Genomic DNA, 17521 nt, shown 5'->3' with positions numbered 1-17521 from the left:
CCAACCCCCATTTTAAATAATTTTAAAGTAAGAAAGTATCATTTTTACTCCCATAATAAGCAATATAACGCTACCACAGATATTAACTGCAACTCTGTACTTATCACCCACACGGTAGCCTACCCTAAGCCCAACAATAGATGAAATCCCTGTTATCACAAATATGATAAACATATCTATAATAATTTCAGTGCGCAGTAGAGCAAAGCCAATTCCTAATACTAAAGCATCCAAACTAGTTGCAAAGGCTAAGGAAAAAATATTTCTATAATTAAAACTTTCCCTTTGCTCATTGATAGATTTAATAGTAAGTGCATTTTTTATCATCTTCAGTCCTAAGAAAATGAAAATAATTGCAGAAAACCATTGATTGATGGATTTAAAAGTTTCAGAATAAATTGAGCTTACTGGAAACTTGGTAATCATCATTCCAATAGTAAGCATAATAGCTTGTATTCCCCCAAATGCAAGACCAACAATAAAATCCATACGCTTTTTAAGATAAGGTTGAGTTGCACCTGTACATACTGTCACTGTAAATGCATCTAAAGACAATCCTATTGATACTATGATTACTTCCAGAACACTCATAAGCATCTTCCTTTCATAATCTGTTTTCTTAAATTATAGTCAATATAGATTTTTATGTAAAAATACACTTCGCCCTAAATGTATATCAAAAAAAACAAAAAGCAACTTATGTAGTTGCTTTAAAACAAATCTATTTAATTGTTTTATATAAGATTAGTAAGATATTTTGCTAAAGCCCCATAACTTTTTATAATGGCTTGAACACAATATCTTCTAAGGAATTAGAAAGTAGTAAATAATATTTTTCAGCTAACTCATGAGCAGGAACTTGTACACCTTTTTTAAGCCAAGTAATTAAAAAATAGGTTAAACCTCTAGAGTAATAATTAGCAATTTCAGAAGCGGTAAGAATTCCTTCAAAATTCATATTTTCTATATCTAGCACAGAAAATAATTCTTCAAACATCTTAAGAAGAAATTTATATATTATACTCTCAAAGGAATTTTGTCCTTCTATTTTCATAGCTTTAACATAAAACTCTTTATTATTTTCTATTCTAGTAAGAACAAAAAGAATTGTCTCATTAAACATTTTATTATCTATAAGAAGGGTTGCACCTTCAAATATATCCTTATAACAAATCCATTCAAGCAGTTCATACTTATCAGCAAAGTGGTTGTAAAAGGAAGGTCTTATTAACTTAGCCTCATCAGTAATCATTTTTATAGTTATCTTATCAAAGGAATGTTGAGTCATTAATTTTTTAAAGCTATCAACTATCAGTGCTTTAGTATTTTCTTTTTTAGATCTCACAGTATAACCTCACCCCTTTAAAGATATTCTAAAAGTTAACTCAAAGTTTTCCACAGTTTTAATCATTATATCAACTTCATGTATTTTATGTCAATTAAGCCACATATATGCCATTAATGTAAGTGGTATTTAATCAAAGACAATGGTAAAGTTCTAAAATTCATATACTATACCATAAAAGCCTAGATAAAATTTGGGGGATAATATATAATAAACTAGGTAATTTCAAATAAACATATACCTATTTAACTAGGAAACAATATATCTAGAAAACTATTAACCTATATAAATATGAAACTATAGAAATATTAAAATAGTTAAATAGGGAACAATAAAACAATATACCTATATAAATTTTTAACTAGGAAACTATATAACTAGTTAACTATTTGTTCTGTTTATGCGGGTTTCAGAGGTTTTGGTGATTTTTAGAGTCATATTTTAAGCCCCAAAATAGAGGGTAAAAAATTTAATTAAAACTTTTAAATATACCTAATAAATGAAATTATTTTTAAATAAAAAATTTAAATTAACATAGAATTTTATTAGATAAGGAGATAAACATGAGAAAGAGAAAAGAATATGAATTTATCATAGAGGGTACAGAATTTCCAGGAAAGGGAGTTGCCTTCCATGAAGGAGAAAAAGTAGCTATAAAAAATGCATTGCCCGGGCAAAAGGTTAGAGCAAGAGTAACTAAAAAAAATTCCAATGGAGTAGAAGCTAAACTTCTTGAAGTTTTAGAAGATGTAGACTACAAGGTAAAGCCAGCCTGCGATATCTTTGGAATTTGTGGAGGATGTAGTCAAGGAGACTTATCACTAGACACTCAACTTAAATTTAAAGAAGAACAAGTAAAAGCGCTTTTAGATAACAAGGGTATAACAGATTACGAGTACCTAGGAATAGAAAGCAGCCCACTTCACTATGAATACAGAAATAAAATGGAATTCACCTTTGGAGACTTTGAAAAAGGTGGAGAACTAACCCTAGGAATGCATGCTAAAGGAAAAAGCTTTTCCATAGTATCAGTACATAACTGTCAAATAGTAGACGAAGACTTCAGAGCTATAATAAATGCAACAATAAACCACTTCAGAGGAGAAAACCTTCCTTACTATAGAATCTTAAAACATGAAGGTTTTTTAAGAAATCTAGTAGTAAGAAAGGCTATAAACACAGGAGAAATATTAGTTAACATAGTTACAACTACCCAAGTAGAATATGACTTCACAGCCTTTGTAGATGTTTTAAAAGGATTAAATCTAAAAGGAGAGCTCACAGGAATAATCCATACCTTGAATGATTCTCTATCAGATGTAGTGCAAGCAGACTCTGTAGAAATACTACATGGAAAAGACTATATAATAGAAAATCTTCTAGGATTAAAATTTAAAATAAATCCCTTTGCCTTTTTCCAAACTAACACTAAAGGAGCCGAGAAGCTTTACTCTATAGTAAGAGACTTCATAGGTGAATCAGAAGATAAAGTAGTATTTGACCTATACTGCGGAACAGGAACCATAGGACAAATAGTAGCTCCAAAAGCAAAAAAAGTAGTAGGCATAGAACTAATAGAAGAAGCCGTAGAAGCTGCAAAAGAAAATGCTAAAATCAACGGCCTAAACAACTGTGAATTCATAGCAGGAGACGTAGCCGTAACCATAAAAAATGTAACAGAAAAACCAGACATAATTATCCTAGACCCACCAAGACCAGGAGTACACCCAGTAGCATTAGACTACGTAATGAAATTTGACGCCAAAGAAATAATCTACGTATCCTGTAACCCTAAAACCCTAGCAGTAGATTTAGAAGTATTAACTGCTAATGGATATAAGGTGGAAAAAGTGAAAGTTATGGATATGTTCCCGCACACGCCGCATGTTGAGACGGTAGTAAAGCTAAGTAAGTAATACCAACGGTTTGTTGAAGTGAATGAATATATATTATGGTGATTTGTTGCCCATTTGTTGCCCTAAATTTTATTCGGGCAACAATCATCATTTATTGCCTTATCAAATATCTCAACAGTTTCTTCAGCCATTTTTTCAGTAGCATGGGTATAGGTATCAAGTGTTGTTTGAACTTTAGAATGTCCAAGCCTTGTTTGCACATCTTTAATATTTGCTCCATTTTCAATAAGAGTTGTAGCATGAGTGTGTCTAAGTGAATGAAAGTTAAATGTCAGGCCTAAATCATTATGAATAACACGTGATGCATATTTAAATGAGTCAGGTGTTATCATTTCACCATTTTCCTTTGTATTAATTAGATTAACTTTTTCAAAAGGAAACTCAAAAGATGAAGGGAAAGAATATAATCTTTTAATTACCTCATTACCAATATGCTCTTCTTTAATATATTGTTGAGTATAATGAGAACCATATTTCATCCTATTTTCTATCTGCCATTTCTTTTGAGCTTTTAAGATATTAATTAATGTCTTGCTTATTTTAATTGTCCTTACGGAAGATAAAGTTTTAGTGCTTCCAAAACACATAGATTTATCTCTTTTATACATAATTTTATTTATACATATACTAGAGTTATTGAAGTCAACATCATCCCAAGTTAGCCCCATAACTTCACCAATTCGGCACCCTGTATAATATCCTAAAACAAGTGACATATAAAATGACGATCCAAAAGGAAATCTATCAATAATTTTATTAAAGTCTTCATTTGAAATAAGTTTATGATTAGTTTCTAACTTTGAGTGTTCATATTTAGGGTATCTTACATATTGCATTGGATTATCTTTAATAAATTTACAAGGGTGTACTGCATATTTTAGAGAACCACTTAAAACTGTAATCATATTAATAAGATAATTCTTTGAATACCCGTTTTTATATTTACCATTTATAAATTCTTGTTATAAATTCTTGAAGAATAGAAGGTGTAAGTGATTTTAATTTATAAGGTCCTATTGCCGGTTTAATATGATTTTTTATTATTCGTCCATATCCTTGTTGAGTATTATATTTACAATTGGTCAAAGTATAATTTTTGTACCAATAGTCCATATAATCTGATACTGAAATTTCAGATGGTTCAAAATGTGCTCCTGCATTATTATATTCAGCTAGAGCTGCTACCCCTGCTTCTAAAGCTTCTTTTTTAGTTCTAAATCCACTCTTCGTGATTCTTTTTCTTTTTCCATCGATTTTAGCACCTTCAAATATATATTGCCATTTAGTACCTCGCTTTTTAACGTTTACTTGAGACATATAATATCATCCTTCCTTTTGTAAAGTACAAATATATGTTCTGTAGAAATTAAAAAAATATAAAGTTACCCCCTATTTATAGGTAAATTGAATTTTTTCTATAACCTCTAACCCATTATTAAATATAAGATAGTAATTATCAATTTGAAAATAATCAGGATATTTACATTTGTAATAACCTAAAACTTCTTCTAACAACTCTTCTGTAACATTTAAATATTCAGCAACTTCGTATTTGCTTTTGCATCCATTGTTATGGGCATTTATTAAATCTACTATACCGATAATTTTTTCATAACTCCACCTACGTGCAATCACTTCTTGTTTTCTATTTTCAATTTTAGTTTGATCAGATATATCTCCAACAGTAGTAAAATGATGTCCTAATTCTTCAAACATAATGCAATATTTCTCTTTATCAGTTAAATCTTTATTTAGCATTATTACATTATCGGAATAAAAGCCACTCCTACCTCTAAACTCATCTAGTTCATAGACTTCTATTCCGTAAGTTTGAGCTGTTGCAACCATTTTTTCATATTGTGTCATATAACCCCACCCCAATTGTAAAACTATTTCTTTTTAATTTTAGATAAAAACTTTCTTGCTACATCTGCATCATGCTTTGCAATTTCAGGATCACTATCATCATGAGCAGCAAAAGTAGTAGGAATATAGGATTCATCATTATGTTTGGTTTCGTGAGTATATGAGTATTTAGCTATTTCAGTTAATTCAGCAACTCTTTTATTAGCTTCATTTTTTCCTAAATCATTTAATTTATTGAAATTAGATAAAAGGATTTCTTCTTCTTTAGCTAAATTATTCATTTTAGTACAAGGGGCATCACCATTTAATTCTTCCAAAGTTACATTAAGTCCTTCAGATAGTTTAAACGCAACTTCTAATGAAACATTTTTAGTTTTTCTAGAAATTATACTTCTTATTGTAGAATCAGATAGTCCAGTGGCTCTAGAGATATCAGGGATAGATAAGTTTTTATCTAGCATTATTTTCTGTAATATTTTATAAAATTCCATATAACCAACATCCTTTCCAATTATTATTATACTACTTTTTTCACGCATTGCAATATTTTTTTCAAATAAAGTATTGACATTTAACGCATTGCGCTATATTATGAAAATATAACCACGCAATGCGTTAAAGGAGGGATAGATGTGAGAAATTCAAAAATAAAATTTTCTAACTTAAGAGCTGAAATGGCAAGGAAAGAAATAACTATTTCTAAAATTTCTGAGTTGCTAGACATTAATAGAGATACTGCTAGTAGAAAGTTATCTGGGAAATCTCCAATATATCTTGATGAAGCGATGCTTATAAACAAAACATTTTTCCCGGATGAAAATCTACCATATTTATTTATTGAATTAATGCCAAATCAAAATAAGGATTTTGGGGGAGGTGTATAAGGAATGGAAGATAAAAGAGAGACTGCTCCAGAAGCACGAGTTCAGGAGCAGCAGAAAGGAAATGAAAATGGAAAATAATATACCAATTATAGCATTTATCGTAAGTATACTTTCATTATTTTTAAGTATAATTATTGCTTTAGTAACTAAAAAGTAAGTGCAAATATTTTTTTATAATATTTAAATTTTTTTCTTAGACCTGCTTCATTATTAGGTTTTATGGTTGAAATTGCAACTTTAAATGAAATTAAAATCTCGGTAGCATTTTCTGGAAAGAACGCGAGATCAATTCTAGTAAAACTATTAGATTTGAAAATACCATAATTAGAGTTAGGTATAGATAATTTTGATATTGAATTTTCACAAGAATGGAATAATTTTTGTTGAGACGGATATGAATACAATTCTAATATTGCACTTGTTAAAAAAAATATTGGCTTAGTTTTTTTTTAAGTCTACAACTCTTAAATCAAAAAAAGCAATGTCACATGGAGATGGATTAACAACTTTAATATAACATACTCTGCCATGGCCAAAGTTCATTATAGGAGAATTATTTTCATAATCAATGATGTTTAAGAATATGTCGTCTATTTCACTTAATCCAGGCTCGATTTCCACATTTAGTCGTTTGCGATTATTGTACGCTGTTATTAAAGAAATAATAACTGATATTAATGAAATCAATAAAGATAGTACTGAAAGTTTTAGTTCGTAATTCATAAATTTACCCCCTTTCAATAACATTCTAACATTTATTGGGGGAGTATAGAAGATTTTAAAGAATTGTTTAAATCAACTAATACGAAATATTTAATTAATCAGGAGGTATAAACATGGAGGATATTCTTTATACAGTACCAGAAGTTTCAAAGCTAATTAAAACTAATAAAACATATGTATATGAACTTATAAAGGCAGGATTACTTCCAGTATTAAAACTAGGAAGTTATAAAATTAGGAAAGTTTCACTTGAGGAATTTCTATCTAGATATGAAGGAAAGGATATTACAAATCCTAGGGATATTAAAGACATTAGTAAGGAGGAGCATCATGAAAACAATATCTAAAGATATAAAGGTAAAAGTTCAACAGGCAACAGAGAGTGTACTAGAAATAAATAAAGAGGTTGATCTGTGCGCTATAAAAAACACTTTAGAAAAAGAGCACAAGATTAAGTTTTTTAATGATTCAGTTTTAGGGAATTTAATTAGGGAAGCATTAGACAATATTGTTTATATCTATTGTTAGGTAGATGAAAGGATTAATAATGAAAAATAAATTTAACGTAAATCCAAAAGAAGTTATGGAGCACTTGCAGGACCTTAAAGATTTATATAAAGAATATGAAAGTATTGAAACTAAAGAAGAAGATATCAAAGCATTGGATGTAGCAATAGAAATATTAAGTGAAGCTGTTCAAGAGAGTGAAGCTCATGAGCAGCTTCACAGTATATATCCAACACAGATTGCTTTAGAAGGAAAGATTGGTGGTGGTATAGCTATATTAGAAGATAATATATTAATTGATTCATCAGAAGCTATAAAGATTGAGGTTAAAATCAATAGCTCTAAATACAACAAAGCAGAGGTTTATGATGCTGTAAAAGCAATGTGTGAGAAACTTACAGAATATTTTCATTAAATGATTTTAAGAAGGAGTTGAGTTTATGATAGAGCTTTTTAATTATCTATCAAGGAACACAACTAAAGATGAATTTAAAGAAATTCTAAATATAGTAACAGATGATATCAAATTCAATAATATTAGTTTTGAAAAAATAACCAAATTTAAAAATTTAGCCGATCTTTGCCAGGCAACTTATAAATTAGTAACAAGAAAAGATATGTTGTGGATAAAGGTGTGTACAAGTTGTGGATATTCTGCATGGTCTTTAAAATATGATGTTAAATGTTCTAAATGTGGAGGAATATCTAAGTGTCAAAATACAAGATAAAAATAAAAGGAAATACTTTTCACTGCAATGAAAAAGTATTTCCTAAATATACCGTGTGGTATACAAAAATTACCTAATTAAAGTATATCAAAATTCACGGTATTAATCAATGAAAATAGAGAATTTAATACCTTTTATATAGCTCGTATGGGGTATTAACATTATAACTATTTAGATATTAAATAAAAAATAAAATAAAAAGATAGTTATAGAATTAAGACTAATAAGAGGACCTATAAGGATACATGAGGGGGGAATACCGTGAGAAACTTCATGAGAGAAAAAAGGATATTTTGTGGGAAGAAATATTTAGAGGTGGATATAATCCCTAGGACAATATGGCAAGAAAAAACAGTAAAGGGCAAGAGAGCAAAAAGAGTAAAAGAATCAGAACCCAAACAGAAAAACTTGAATGATAAAAATTCTAAGAGATATATTACTCAACTTGCAAATGGGAATTTTGGTAAGGGAGATTTACATGTTACATGTACCTATAAAGATAAATATCTTCCTGAAACACTAGAAGATGCAGAAAAAGAGGTAAGTAATTTTTTTAGAAGATTAAATCATAGAAGAAAGAAGAAAGAGCTTGAACCTTTAAAATACATTTTAGTAACAGAATATATTATGGCAGATGAAAATGAGGACAAGCCAATAAGAATACATCACCACATTTTAATGAATAAAGGTTTGAGTAGAGATGAAGTTGAGGAGCTTTGGAGTAAACGTAAAAAGAAGGGTGAAAAAGAAGGGGACACTATAGGATTTATAAATGCCGATAGATTACAACCTAATGAAAATGGACTTGAAGGAATAAGTAGATATATAACCAAAAGTAGAAATAACAAAAAAGGTAAAAAGAGATGGAGCTCTTCAAGAAATTTAATAAGGCCTGAATCTATAAAAAATGATTATAAGTACAGTAAGAGAAAAATAGAGAAGCTTATAAAAGAAAATGATTTTAGATTTTGGGAAGAGCAGTACAAAGGATATAGGGTAGTCGAAGCTAGTCCAGTTTATCAGGATTTAATAGGATGGTCAGTATATTTGAAGATGTGGAAAAAGGAATGAATAAAATTATATTAGTAAGTTACCCCCTGAAAATATAAGGTCGCTCCCTCTGTTTTAACAAGGAGTTGAGGTCTAGGAGAAAGGAAGTAATGAGTGAAATTATGAAAAAACATGAATTAAAGTTACTTATAAAGTATTTTAAGGATGTTGAACAAGGTAGAAAAACATTTGAGTTAAGAAAGAATGATAGGGATTTCCAAGTTGGAGATACTTTAATCCTAAAAGAATACCATCCTGGAGATACGGACTATAAAGATGGCATATATATACCAGCTCATTATACAAATAATGAAACAGTTAAGAAAATAGTTTATATCTTACAAGGTGGACAATGTGGATTAGAAGAAGGTTATGTAATTTTAGGAATACAGTAATTTATAGTTGTTGTAAAGGAGTAAATTTCATGAGATATGTTTTTGAATTAAGTTTTATAGAAAAGCCTAAGTGTTCATCATGCATGTTATGTGGCGTTAAAGGATTAGATTTAAATGGAGAAAGCGTAATTGCATGTTTTGGATTAGGCAATAGACCTAAGTGTCCAGAAGAAGGATGTCGTAAAGATTGCCCTTTGAAAATTTCGGAGTAATACGCAATTTGTAGGAAGTGTGAAATAGTTAATAGAATTTGATCTTTGAAAATTGAATAGTACGGTATTAGAAGAATATGTTATAATTAACTCATGACTGTATTATTATATGAGTTATCATTTTCTACTAACTTATAAGTTAGGATTTATTTGAAGGAGAAGGCGTACAGCAGATTATATCTTTTACGAATATCTGCATAAAATAAAAATGAAGGTGGTTTTATAATGCAAATAAGTTTTATTCCAAGTGAATCAATGTCTGTTCAAGGTAAAAAACATGAAATCTATAAAAAGTATGGCAAGGAATGGAGTATTAGGGAACAAGGAGGGGGTAATGGGAATTGGTTATTGACTAAAAAAAGCGATATACTTGTAGATGGAAAAAGTTATCGTAGTTTTGTGCTTGAACACTATAAGAAATCTAGGTTGACAGAAAACCTTGCAAATAAGTTTCGTGAGGATTTAACAAGTGGTGCAATACAACTATAATAATCATACTTTTGTTTGGAGTTGAGCATTTTATGTAGTGTGCCTCATTGAAATAAGGTATACTTGTTAAATTTCAGTTTATAGATTAAATTAAATCTAATTATAAAATATTATGAATAGAGAATTAAATATAAGTTATCAAAAATACCGTATTATTCAAAAAAGAATATGCGGTATTTTTTATTTCGCAATCCAATAAGAGTTTGTAAATAAAACGAAATAAATAAAATCGGAGTAATACTAGTTAAAATGTGAGTACTCACCTCCTGACGAGGAGGAAAAATGAAAATATTAAGCTGTGGAGCAGGAATGCAAAGTACAGCATTAGCGTTAATGAGTTGTGAAAAGAAGAAATATGGAGATGATATATATCCAGAAGTACCAATCTATGATGCAATATTATTTTGTGATCTAGGAGAAGAACCTAGATGGGTATATGACCAGGTTTATTTTATCCAGTGTGTTTGTGAAGATGTGGGAATACCTTTTTATGTGTTAGAGAGTAATCTTCATTCTCACTATATTGAGAATTTTGGAAAAGCTAGAGTAGTAAGCATTCCTTTTTGGACTATTGATGAAAGTGGTAAGAAAGGTAAAATGATGAGAAATTGCACTTTAGATTACAAAATAAATGTAATGCAAAAGTTTATTAGATCAAATCTACTAGGTTATAAAAAGGGACAACGTACTAGGGGTGAGGACTTAAAAGCTCATGAGATGCATCTAGGTTTTTCGGTTGAAGAAAAACATAGGTGTAAAGATAATCCACACAAGATGTTCGTTAATAAGTTTCCTTTATGTGATATGAACTTAGAAAGAAAAGATAATTATGCCTATATAAAAGATGTTTGGGGTTTGGAAACTAAAGCAAGTGCATGTACATTTTGCCCTTTTCATAGAAATTATTTTTTTAAACATTTAAAAGCAAATTATCAAGAAGAATATAGAAAGTTAACTGAGTTTGATGATTTATTAGAAATAGGACAACCTAATACAAAAATTAGAAGTAAATTATATATTTCTAGAAGTAGAAAAAGAATTAAAGATCTTAACGAAGATGATTTCAATGATAAAGAAACTTTTGACTATAAAGGTGAACAAATTTGGAATGGTTTTTAGTTCACAATTCAAGAAAATCTGTAGGAATGGTGAAGGAGATAAAATTATGAAATATGATAAAGATTTATATATTGATAGTGGCATTTATGGGTTAGACGAAGATATAAGAGATTATAAAGAAAAGGTTGTTAAATGTAGAAAACCTCATAAGTGTGTATCTTGTGAAAGAGAGATAAAACAAGGTGAACAGGCATTATGTGAAAGTGGATTTACTGATGATGGAGCAGTATCAGCGTACACCTGCTTAGAATGTGTAGAAGAATGGTTGGAAGAGTCAGGACAAGTAGAAACTGACGAAGATTAATTCATAACTCAATAAAAAGTAAACAAGAAAGAAGGGTTAAATATGGCAAAGATAGATTACTGTGAAAAATGTGGGGGATATGGAGTGGTAGAGCTTCATCACATAGTTCACAAGAGTCAGAGTAGAGTTTTAAAGGATTGCAAAATAAATCATAAGTACTTATGTGGAACTTGCCATAGGGATAATAAATATGGAGTACATGGGGATAGTAAGATTGATAAGAAAATGAAACTAGATTTACAAGAAAGTCTGCAGGAGCTATTCACGGAAGATGAAATAACCTTAGAGGAAGTAAAAGAAGCTTTAGATATAAAAGAAAATGATATATATGCATTATATAAGTCTTTATACACGAAAGGAAATAAAGTGGACAAAGAGGAGCTAATAAGAGTATTAATGGGTGGTAAATTAATTATAGGACGAGCATAAGTGAGGAGGAAATTAATATGGGTAATAAGACAGTAAATATTGAAGATGCAATAGCAAAAACAGCAAAGGAAACAGCGAAGGAAGTTATCCAGGAGCTGAGGAACTCAAAGATGATTAAAAATGAAATGAGTTACTTTAAAAAAGTTGAATTATTGTTATATAACTATAATAATTTAAAAGCTGCACTTAAACAAAAGGATGAAGATATTAAATATATAAAAGACCATGGACTTCCTCAAAAGAGTGGTTCAATTGTAGTCTATCAAACCTCAGGAGGGAATATTAGTGGGCAAGATAGATATATGAACTTAATAGAAAAGTATGAGTTGGAGAAGCTTGAAACATCAAGAGAAATCAAAAGGATAGAAAACGCACTAGATAAGATTAAGAATGATAGATATTATCCAATAATAAAGCTTAAGTATTTATCAGATCATGGAGAACGATACAACGAAGAAAGAATTGCAGAGAAGCTTGATAGAGATAGAAGTACCATAACCAGGAATAAGAGTAGGCTTATAAATACTATGAAAACAATTCTTTTTCCGGAGAGTATAAGAGAGTTTAATAATTAATTCTAAGACAAACGATAAGTAATACTATTCTAGTACTGAAATATGATAAAATGTTCAATTATATTAAATTAGAAAAATTATACAGTTGTACGTTTTAAGAGGATATTAAGTGAACTTGTTGAATTATATAATTATAAGCAATAATATAGAACTATTTAATAATTTAGGGGGTTAAAATATGATTGATAGTTTAAGTGGGTTCCTTGATGTTATAGAAAGAAGTAATTGCTTTAAAAAAGAAAGATTCGAAAGCAATATAAAAATTACAACGTTAGGATTTGAAGAATGTATAGATGAATTATTTTGTCCCAAATGTGGAGATATCCGGAGATGTGTAGTTAATCGAGTAACTCATAATCCGGAATTTGAAATAAATGAATTCACAGAATCAATAGTAGTAAAATCATTACCTTGTTTATTTAAAGCAACGTGTTTACAATGCGAAAGTGAAACTCTATTACTTATATATAAAGGCCCAGAAGAAGTCGAACTTGCAGTATTACATGATACTTATAATGGATGTGTTACTCCCAATTCACCTAAAGAGGTAAAATATTATATTGATCAGGCATATAGAGCTCGTTCAGTAGGGGCAGTAAGTGCTTCTATGGCAATGTATCGGTCTGCATTAGAATGGTTATTATATGATCAGGGATTTGAGAAAGGAATGCTTGGAAATAAAATTAAAACTCTTGAAGAAAAAATAGAGAAGAATAATGAACCTAAATGGGCAGTTGAACTTGATATAGGCTTTTTAAAAGCAATAAAAGAAATAGGTAATGGCTCAATGCATACAAACGGTGGAGATATCGAAAAACAAAATAATATAGATAAGAATTTATTAGAACTTGTTGATATAGTGTTTGCTGAATTGCTTGATAAAATTTATGAACAGCCGTTAAGAAGTAGTAATAATCTTTCTAAACTAAAAGAGAAAGCTTTGGCTATGTCAAAGTAATATACACAGATGCACATTTAATGCACAAACCATGCCATTGAAGGATATAAAAATCAATAGTAATATAATATTATAAAGTTTTGGTTAGTCCTCCATGATTAGGAAGAAGGTATTCAGTTAGAAGCTGGATGCCTTCTTCTTTTATGTTTATAAGGTGGTGATAGTATAGAAGCTATATATGCTAGTTATACATGTAGGGGTTGCAATAGGGAATTTATATTATTAACCTCTGAGCTAAAAAGTGCAGTAAATAGTGGTAAGTATTTAGCTTGCCCATACTGTGGAGGTAGACACATAAGAAAAGAACTTGCAACGGATGACTTAAGAGAAGTCATGAAGGCTAGAAAGTATAAGAGAGTTAGCAGCAGGATTAGACAAAGATAAGTAGAAACATTAGGCAGGTGAAGTAAGTGTGGCAAAGAAAAGACCTTCAAAGCCTATAAAATCGGTTGAAAGAGTAAAAGATATACAAGATTACCTTAAGTATAGGAATTATAGAAATTATGTGCTTTTTACTGTAGGAGTTACAACTGGATATAGAGCAGGAGATCTAGTCAGCTTAAGAGTAAGAGATATAAAAGAGGCACTAAGAAGAAAAGAATTTGAAATATTTGAAGGTAAGAAAAAGAACTCAAAGAACATAAGAGAAAGAAATAGGAGACCAAGGATAGTTGAGATAAGACCTAAATTATCAGCTATATTAAAGGATTATATTCAAGATAAAAAGGACTATGAATATGTATTTCAAAGTAGAAAAGGAACTAATCATCACATAGGAGTACAAGCAGTAAGTAATATGCTAAAGGAGGCGGGTGAATATTTTGGATTACAAGACATATCTGCTCACAGTATGCGAAAGACCTATGCATATAAAATATACTTAGAAAGTGAAAATAATATAGTGGTTGTAAAAGAAATGTTAGGTCATAGCAGCATAGAAGAGACTAAATTATATATAGGTTTAGATAGAGAAATGTATCACCAATATAGTAAATCATTAGATGATTTCTTGAGGTGATATTTTATTTTTTAACTTATGAATGTTTAAAAAAATAAGGTATAAACATTCAAGGTCAGATTTTAAGTGCATATAGAAGTAGTCACTTTTGAAGATGAATGTGTGATTCCCTATGATAATTAAACATTCAAACAAGAAAATACGAACTATAATATCAATATAAAACACAATATTCGTTATAAAAGGAGGTAAAATATGATTATTTTAAAGTCATTAGTAAGTTTAAATGATGAACAGATATCCAAAGATGAAAAGGAGTTATCTGAAAGAATTGGGGAGAAAGTTATTATTATTCCATGCAAATATGAAATTGTAGAAATCAATAATAAAAAGTGTAGGGAGTAGACATGGCCAAGGATTTTGCTAAAGCTTTTTATAATAGCAAAGCATGGAAGATGTGTAGAGAAGATTACATCAAGTACAGGGTATCTGTAGATGGTGGTCTGTGTGAGAATTGCGAAGAAGAGTTAGGATACATGGTTCACCATAAAATATTATTAACACCACAAAACATTAATGATACTAACGTGTCATTGGATCATGCACATCTTATGTATGAGTGTAAGAAATGTCATGATAGGGAGGAAGGACACTTCAAGAAAAATAAAAAGTTATCATCTATTAGAGAAGGTTATAAGTTTGATGAACATGGTCAACTAGTTCCAGTACTCCCCCCATAAAATGTCCATGGGGGTGGATAGCAAAGACCGTATAGCGAAGATTAAAAAAACGCACAAGTGATTTTTGAGGGGTGGTGTAGTGAGTGGCAAATAGAAAAAATACGAATGATAAATGTAAAGAGATAGCAAAAGATTTAGAGATTACAAAAGAGATAAAGAAAATTAACATTCTTTTTAAGGATTTAAACAAAGATGTAAAAAAGACAGTAGATTCATTAATTCAAAATGCTGCTTACATGGCAGTAACATTAAGAGAACTTCAAGAAACATTAAATCAGAATGGCATGATTACAGAATATCAAAATGGAGAAAATCAATGGGGAACTAAGAAGTCACCAGAAGTTGAAATATATAATACGATGGTTAAAAACTTTATTTCAGCTATGAAAGCTCTAAATGATTATTTACCAAAGGGAAATAAAAAAAATGATGATGATGACTTTGATGATTTCGTGAGTAGCAAATGAGTAAAACAGTAAGAAAGATAATATATGAATTAACTTATAATCCTATACTTGAATATTGGGAGAAAATCCAATATAAGCCATTATTTCAAAAGGTAGAAAATCTCAAGCGAGAAATTAATTCATTACTTAGGAATAAAAGTGAAAATGAATTATTGATAAAATCCAAAGAGAAAGAATTAAAAGATGCTAAAGTTGAACTGAATAAAGTTAAGCTACAAGGTGCAGTAAATACTAGTTATAAAGTATATAGAGTTTATAAAGAGCTTGTTGAAAATATAATAAATAATCAAGATAGCATATGGGAGTATGATACACGTAAAGCTAATCATGCTATAGAGTTTATTGAAAATTATTGTAGACACAGTAAAGGTAAATTAGGTGGGAAACCATTCATCATGGAACTATGGCAAAAGGCATTAGTAGCCGCTACATTTGGGATAGTTCATAAAATAACAGGACATAGAAAGCATAGAGAAGTAATTCTTGTAGTTGCTAGAAAGAATGGTAAATCTACATTAGCAGCAGCAATAGGTTTATACATGCAATTAGCAGATGGAGAACCTGGAGCAGAAGTTTATGCCTGTGCAACTAAGAAAGACCAAGCAAAAATTATATGGCTTGAATCCAAGAGGATGGTTAAAAAGTCAAGAACACTACTAAAGAGAGTAAAGCCTTTAGTAGGAGAACTAACTGCAGAATTTAACGATTCTTTTTTTAGACCTCTTGGAAGAGATTCAGATAGTTTAGATGGACTTAATGTTCATTGTGCTTTATTAGACGAGATTCATGCATGGAATGATAAAAATTTATATGATGTTATAGTTGATGGTACTACTGCAAGAGAAGAACCATTAATTTTTATAACTACAACTGCTGGTACAGTTAGAGAAAGTGTATTTGATCTCAAATATGATGAAGTAGAAAGAGTTATAAATGGCTATGATGACGAAAATGGATATAAAGATGATACATTATTAGCAATTGTATATGAACTAGACAATAGGCGTGAATGGATAGATGAAGATTGCTGGATAAAAGCTAATCCAGGCCTTGGAACTATAAAACAAATAGATCAATTAGCTAATAAAGTAAATAAAGCTAAATCTAATCCTCTATTAGTTAAAAACCTTTTATGTAAGGACTTTAATATAAGAGAAACAACTAGCGAAGCATGGCTTGCATTTGAGCAAATTAATAATACAGATACTTTTGATATAACTAAGTTAAAGCCTCGTTATGGAATAGGTGGTTCTGACCTTTCTTCTACAACAGATTTAACTTGTGCAACAGTATTATTCAGAGTACCTAATGATGTTAATATTTATGTAATTCAAATGTATTTCTTACCAGAAGATTTACTTGAAAAAAGAGTTAATGAGGATAAAATACCATATGACATATGGCGAGATATTGGATTGCTTAGAACAGTACCAGGAAACAAGGTGCATTATAAGTATGTTACAGAGTGGTTTTTAGAAGTTCAGAATGAATATGATATATATATTTATTCTGGTGGTTATGATGCCTGGTCTGCTGAATATTGGGTACAAGATATGAAGGAAACATTTGGTAAGGAAACTTGGGAGCCGGTATATCAAGGTAAGAAAACACTAAGTGGGCCTATGAAAAGTTTAGGAGCTGATTTAGAAAAGAAAATAATTAATTATAACAATAATCCAATATTAAAGTGGTGCTTAACTAATACTGCTGTAGAGATAGATAAAAATGATAACATACAACCTATAAAAACATCTAACCAACGTAGGCGTATAGATGGACTTGCTTCACTATTAGATGCATATGTGCAATTAGAGAGGGTGTATGAAGGTTATATGTCAGTTATTTAATGTTTTAGA

At 29.9% G+C, this 17521-nt stretch carries 24 protein-coding genes and 2 pseudogenes; 20 read left to right on the top strand and 6 right to left on the bottom strand.

Annotation, left to right across the window (positions count from 1 at the left end):
- Positions 1-12 precede the first annotated feature (12 nt).
- Positions 13-591, bottom strand: coding sequence for a manganese efflux pump MntP (locus IO99_RS13280; protein WP_035134233.1), 579 nt, complete (start codon positions 589-591; stop codon positions 13-15).
- A 187-nt stretch (positions 592-778) separates the two neighbouring features.
- Complete coding sequence (locus IO99_RS13275; RefSeq protein WP_035134231.1) at positions 779-1345, bottom strand: TetR/AcrR family transcriptional regulator C-terminal domain-containing protein; 567 nt, start codon at positions 1343-1345, stop codon at positions 779-781.
- Between the two features lie 563 nt (positions 1346-1908).
- Between IO99_RS13275 and rlmD the strand changes: the two genes are divergently transcribed.
- Positions 1909-3261: a 23S rRNA (uracil(1939)-C(5))-methyltransferase RlmD gene (gene rlmD / locus IO99_RS13270; RefSeq protein ID WP_035134229.1), complete on the top strand. Its 1353-nt coding sequence runs from the start codon at positions 1909-1911 to the stop codon at positions 3259-3261.
- Positions 3262-3323: 62 nt separating this feature from the next.
- Here rlmD and IO99_RS13265 read toward each other — a convergent pair.
- The 3 genes and pseudogenes from IO99_RS13265 to IO99_RS13255 all read right to left on the bottom strand — a co-directional run bounded on the left by IO99_RS13265 (position 3324) and on the right by IO99_RS13255 (position 5618).
- Positions 3324-4578: pseudogene (locus tag IO99_RS13265) on the bottom strand (site-specific integrase).
- 72 nt (positions 4579-4650) lie between these two features.
- The gene (locus IO99_RS13260; protein WP_035134227.1) at positions 4651-5127 is read right to left on the bottom strand and encodes an ImmA/IrrE family metallo-endopeptidase; all 477 of its coding nucleotides are present in this window, start codon (positions 5125-5127) and stop codon (positions 4651-4653) included.
- Positions 5128-5150: 23 nt separating this feature from the next.
- A complete protein-coding gene (locus tag IO99_RS13255; protein ID WP_035134225.1) occupies positions 5151-5618 on the bottom strand; it encodes a helix-turn-helix domain-containing protein in 468 nt (155 codons plus the stop codon).
- Positions 5619-5759: 141 nt separating this feature from the next.
- Here IO99_RS13255 and IO99_RS13250 point away from each other — a divergent pair, with 141 nt between their 5' ends.
- Positions 5760-6011 (top strand): helix-turn-helix domain-containing protein, encoded by a 252-nt coding sequence (locus IO99_RS13250; protein WP_198028592.1) that lies wholly within the window; start codon positions 5760-5762, stop codon positions 6009-6011.
- 438 nt (positions 6012-6449) lie between these two features.
- On the opposite strand, the gene IO99_RS13240 is transcribed toward IO99_RS13250, so the two are convergent.
- Positions 6450-6734: a hypothetical protein gene (locus IO99_RS13240; RefSeq protein WP_035134221.1), complete on the bottom strand. Its 285-nt coding sequence runs from the start codon at positions 6732-6734 to the stop codon at positions 6450-6452.
- A gap of 113 nt (positions 6735-6847) precedes the next feature.
- Here IO99_RS13240 and IO99_RS13235 point away from each other — a divergent pair, with 113 nt between their 5' ends.
- The 18 genes and pseudogenes from IO99_RS13235 (at position 6848) to IO99_RS13155 (ending at position 17512) form a co-directional block, all read left to right on the top strand.
- Entirely contained in the window at positions 6848-7081 is a 234-nt protein-coding gene (locus IO99_RS13235) for a helix-turn-helix domain-containing protein (protein ID WP_035134219.1), read from the top strand.
- A complete protein-coding gene (locus IO99_RS13230) occupies positions 7065-7262 on the top strand; it encodes a hypothetical protein (protein WP_035134217.1) in 198 nt (65 codons plus the stop codon). The genes IO99_RS13235 and IO99_RS13230 overlap by 17 nt, the downstream gene beginning before the upstream one ends.
- Positions 7263-7281: 19 nt before the next feature.
- Entirely contained in the window at positions 7282-7656 is a 375-nt protein-coding gene (locus tag IO99_RS13225) for a hypothetical protein (RefSeq protein WP_035134215.1), read from the top strand.
- A 25-nt stretch (positions 7657-7681) separates the two neighbouring features.
- Positions 7682-7969, top strand: coding sequence for a hypothetical protein (locus IO99_RS13220; protein ID WP_035134213.1), 288 nt, complete (start codon positions 7682-7684; stop codon positions 7967-7969).
- Positions 7970-8230: 261 nt separating this feature from the next.
- Positions 8231-9040, top strand: coding sequence for a rolling circle replication-associated protein (locus IO99_RS13215; RefSeq protein WP_035134211.1), 810 nt, complete (start codon positions 8231-8233; stop codon positions 9038-9040).
- An 89-nt stretch (positions 9041-9129) separates the two neighbouring features.
- The gene (locus IO99_RS13210; RefSeq protein ID WP_242844131.1) at positions 9130-9414 is read left to right on the top strand and encodes an ASCH/PUA domain-containing protein; all 285 of its coding nucleotides are present in this window, start codon (positions 9130-9132) and stop codon (positions 9412-9414) included.
- Positions 9415-9443: 29 nt separating this feature from the next.
- Positions 9444-9626, top strand: coding sequence for a hypothetical protein (locus IO99_RS13205; RefSeq protein WP_035134209.1), 183 nt, complete (start codon positions 9444-9446; stop codon positions 9624-9626).
- Positions 9627-9851: 225 nt separating this feature from the next.
- Positions 9852-10115, top strand: coding sequence for a hypothetical protein (locus IO99_RS13200; protein WP_035134207.1), 264 nt, complete (start codon positions 9852-9854; stop codon positions 10113-10115).
- Positions 10116-10397: 282 nt separating this feature from the next.
- On the top strand, positions 10398-11234 hold the full coding sequence (locus IO99_RS13195) for a hypothetical protein (protein ID WP_035134204.1): 837 nt from the start codon (positions 10398-10400) through the stop codon (positions 11232-11234).
- A gap of 46 nt (positions 11235-11280) precedes the next feature.
- The gene (locus IO99_RS13190; RefSeq protein WP_035134311.1) at positions 11281-11538 is read left to right on the top strand and encodes a hypothetical protein; all 258 of its coding nucleotides are present in this window, start codon (positions 11281-11283) and stop codon (positions 11536-11538) included.
- A gap of 42 nt (positions 11539-11580) precedes the next feature.
- Positions 11581-11967, top strand: a complete 387-nt coding sequence (locus tag IO99_RS13185) for an HNH endonuclease signature motif containing protein (protein WP_035134202.1) — start codon at positions 11581-11583, stop codon at positions 11965-11967.
- Between the two features lie 17 nt (positions 11968-11984).
- Positions 11985-12542: a hypothetical protein gene (locus IO99_RS13180; RefSeq protein WP_035134200.1), complete on the top strand. Its 558-nt coding sequence runs from the start codon at positions 11985-11987 to the stop codon at positions 12540-12542.
- A 178-nt stretch (positions 12543-12720) separates the two neighbouring features.
- A pseudogene (locus IO99_RS13175) lies at positions 12721-13305 on the top strand (DUF4145 domain-containing protein); the annotation flags it as partial.
- 607 nt (positions 13306-13912) lie between these two features.
- Positions 13913-14518 carry a tyrosine-type recombinase/integrase gene (locus IO99_RS13170; RefSeq protein WP_035134196.1) on the top strand — a complete coding sequence of 202 codons (606 nt, stop codon included), beginning with the start codon at positions 13913-13915 and terminating at the stop codon, positions 14516-14518.
- A 195-nt stretch (positions 14519-14713) separates the two neighbouring features.
- Positions 14714-14863, top strand: a complete 150-nt coding sequence (locus IO99_RS19140; RefSeq protein WP_156964369.1) for a hypothetical protein — start codon at positions 14714-14716, stop codon at positions 14861-14863.
- Between the two features lie 2 nt (positions 14864-14865).
- Positions 14866-15198, top strand: coding sequence for a hypothetical protein (locus IO99_RS13165; RefSeq protein WP_035134194.1), 333 nt, complete (start codon positions 14866-14868; stop codon positions 15196-15198).
- Between the two features lie 83 nt (positions 15199-15281).
- Positions 15282-15665: a P27 family phage terminase small subunit gene (locus IO99_RS13160; RefSeq protein ID WP_035134192.1), complete on the top strand. Its 384-nt coding sequence runs from the start codon at positions 15282-15284 to the stop codon at positions 15663-15665.
- Positions 15662-17512, top strand: a complete 1851-nt coding sequence (locus tag IO99_RS13155) for a terminase large subunit (protein ID WP_035134190.1) — start codon at positions 15662-15664, stop codon at positions 17510-17512. Before IO99_RS13160 ends, IO99_RS13155 begins: the two co-directional genes overlap by 4 nt.
- The last annotated feature ends 9 nt before the right edge of the window (positions 17513-17521 follow it).

It is taken from the genome of Clostridium sulfidigenes (genome assembly GCF_000732635.1).
Classification (GTDB): domain Bacteria; phylum Bacillota; class Clostridia; order Clostridiales; family Clostridiaceae; genus Clostridium_J; species Clostridium_J sulfidigenes.
Note: the sequence above shows the minus strand (reverse complement) of the source record. Positions and strands in the feature narration are given on the sequence as shown.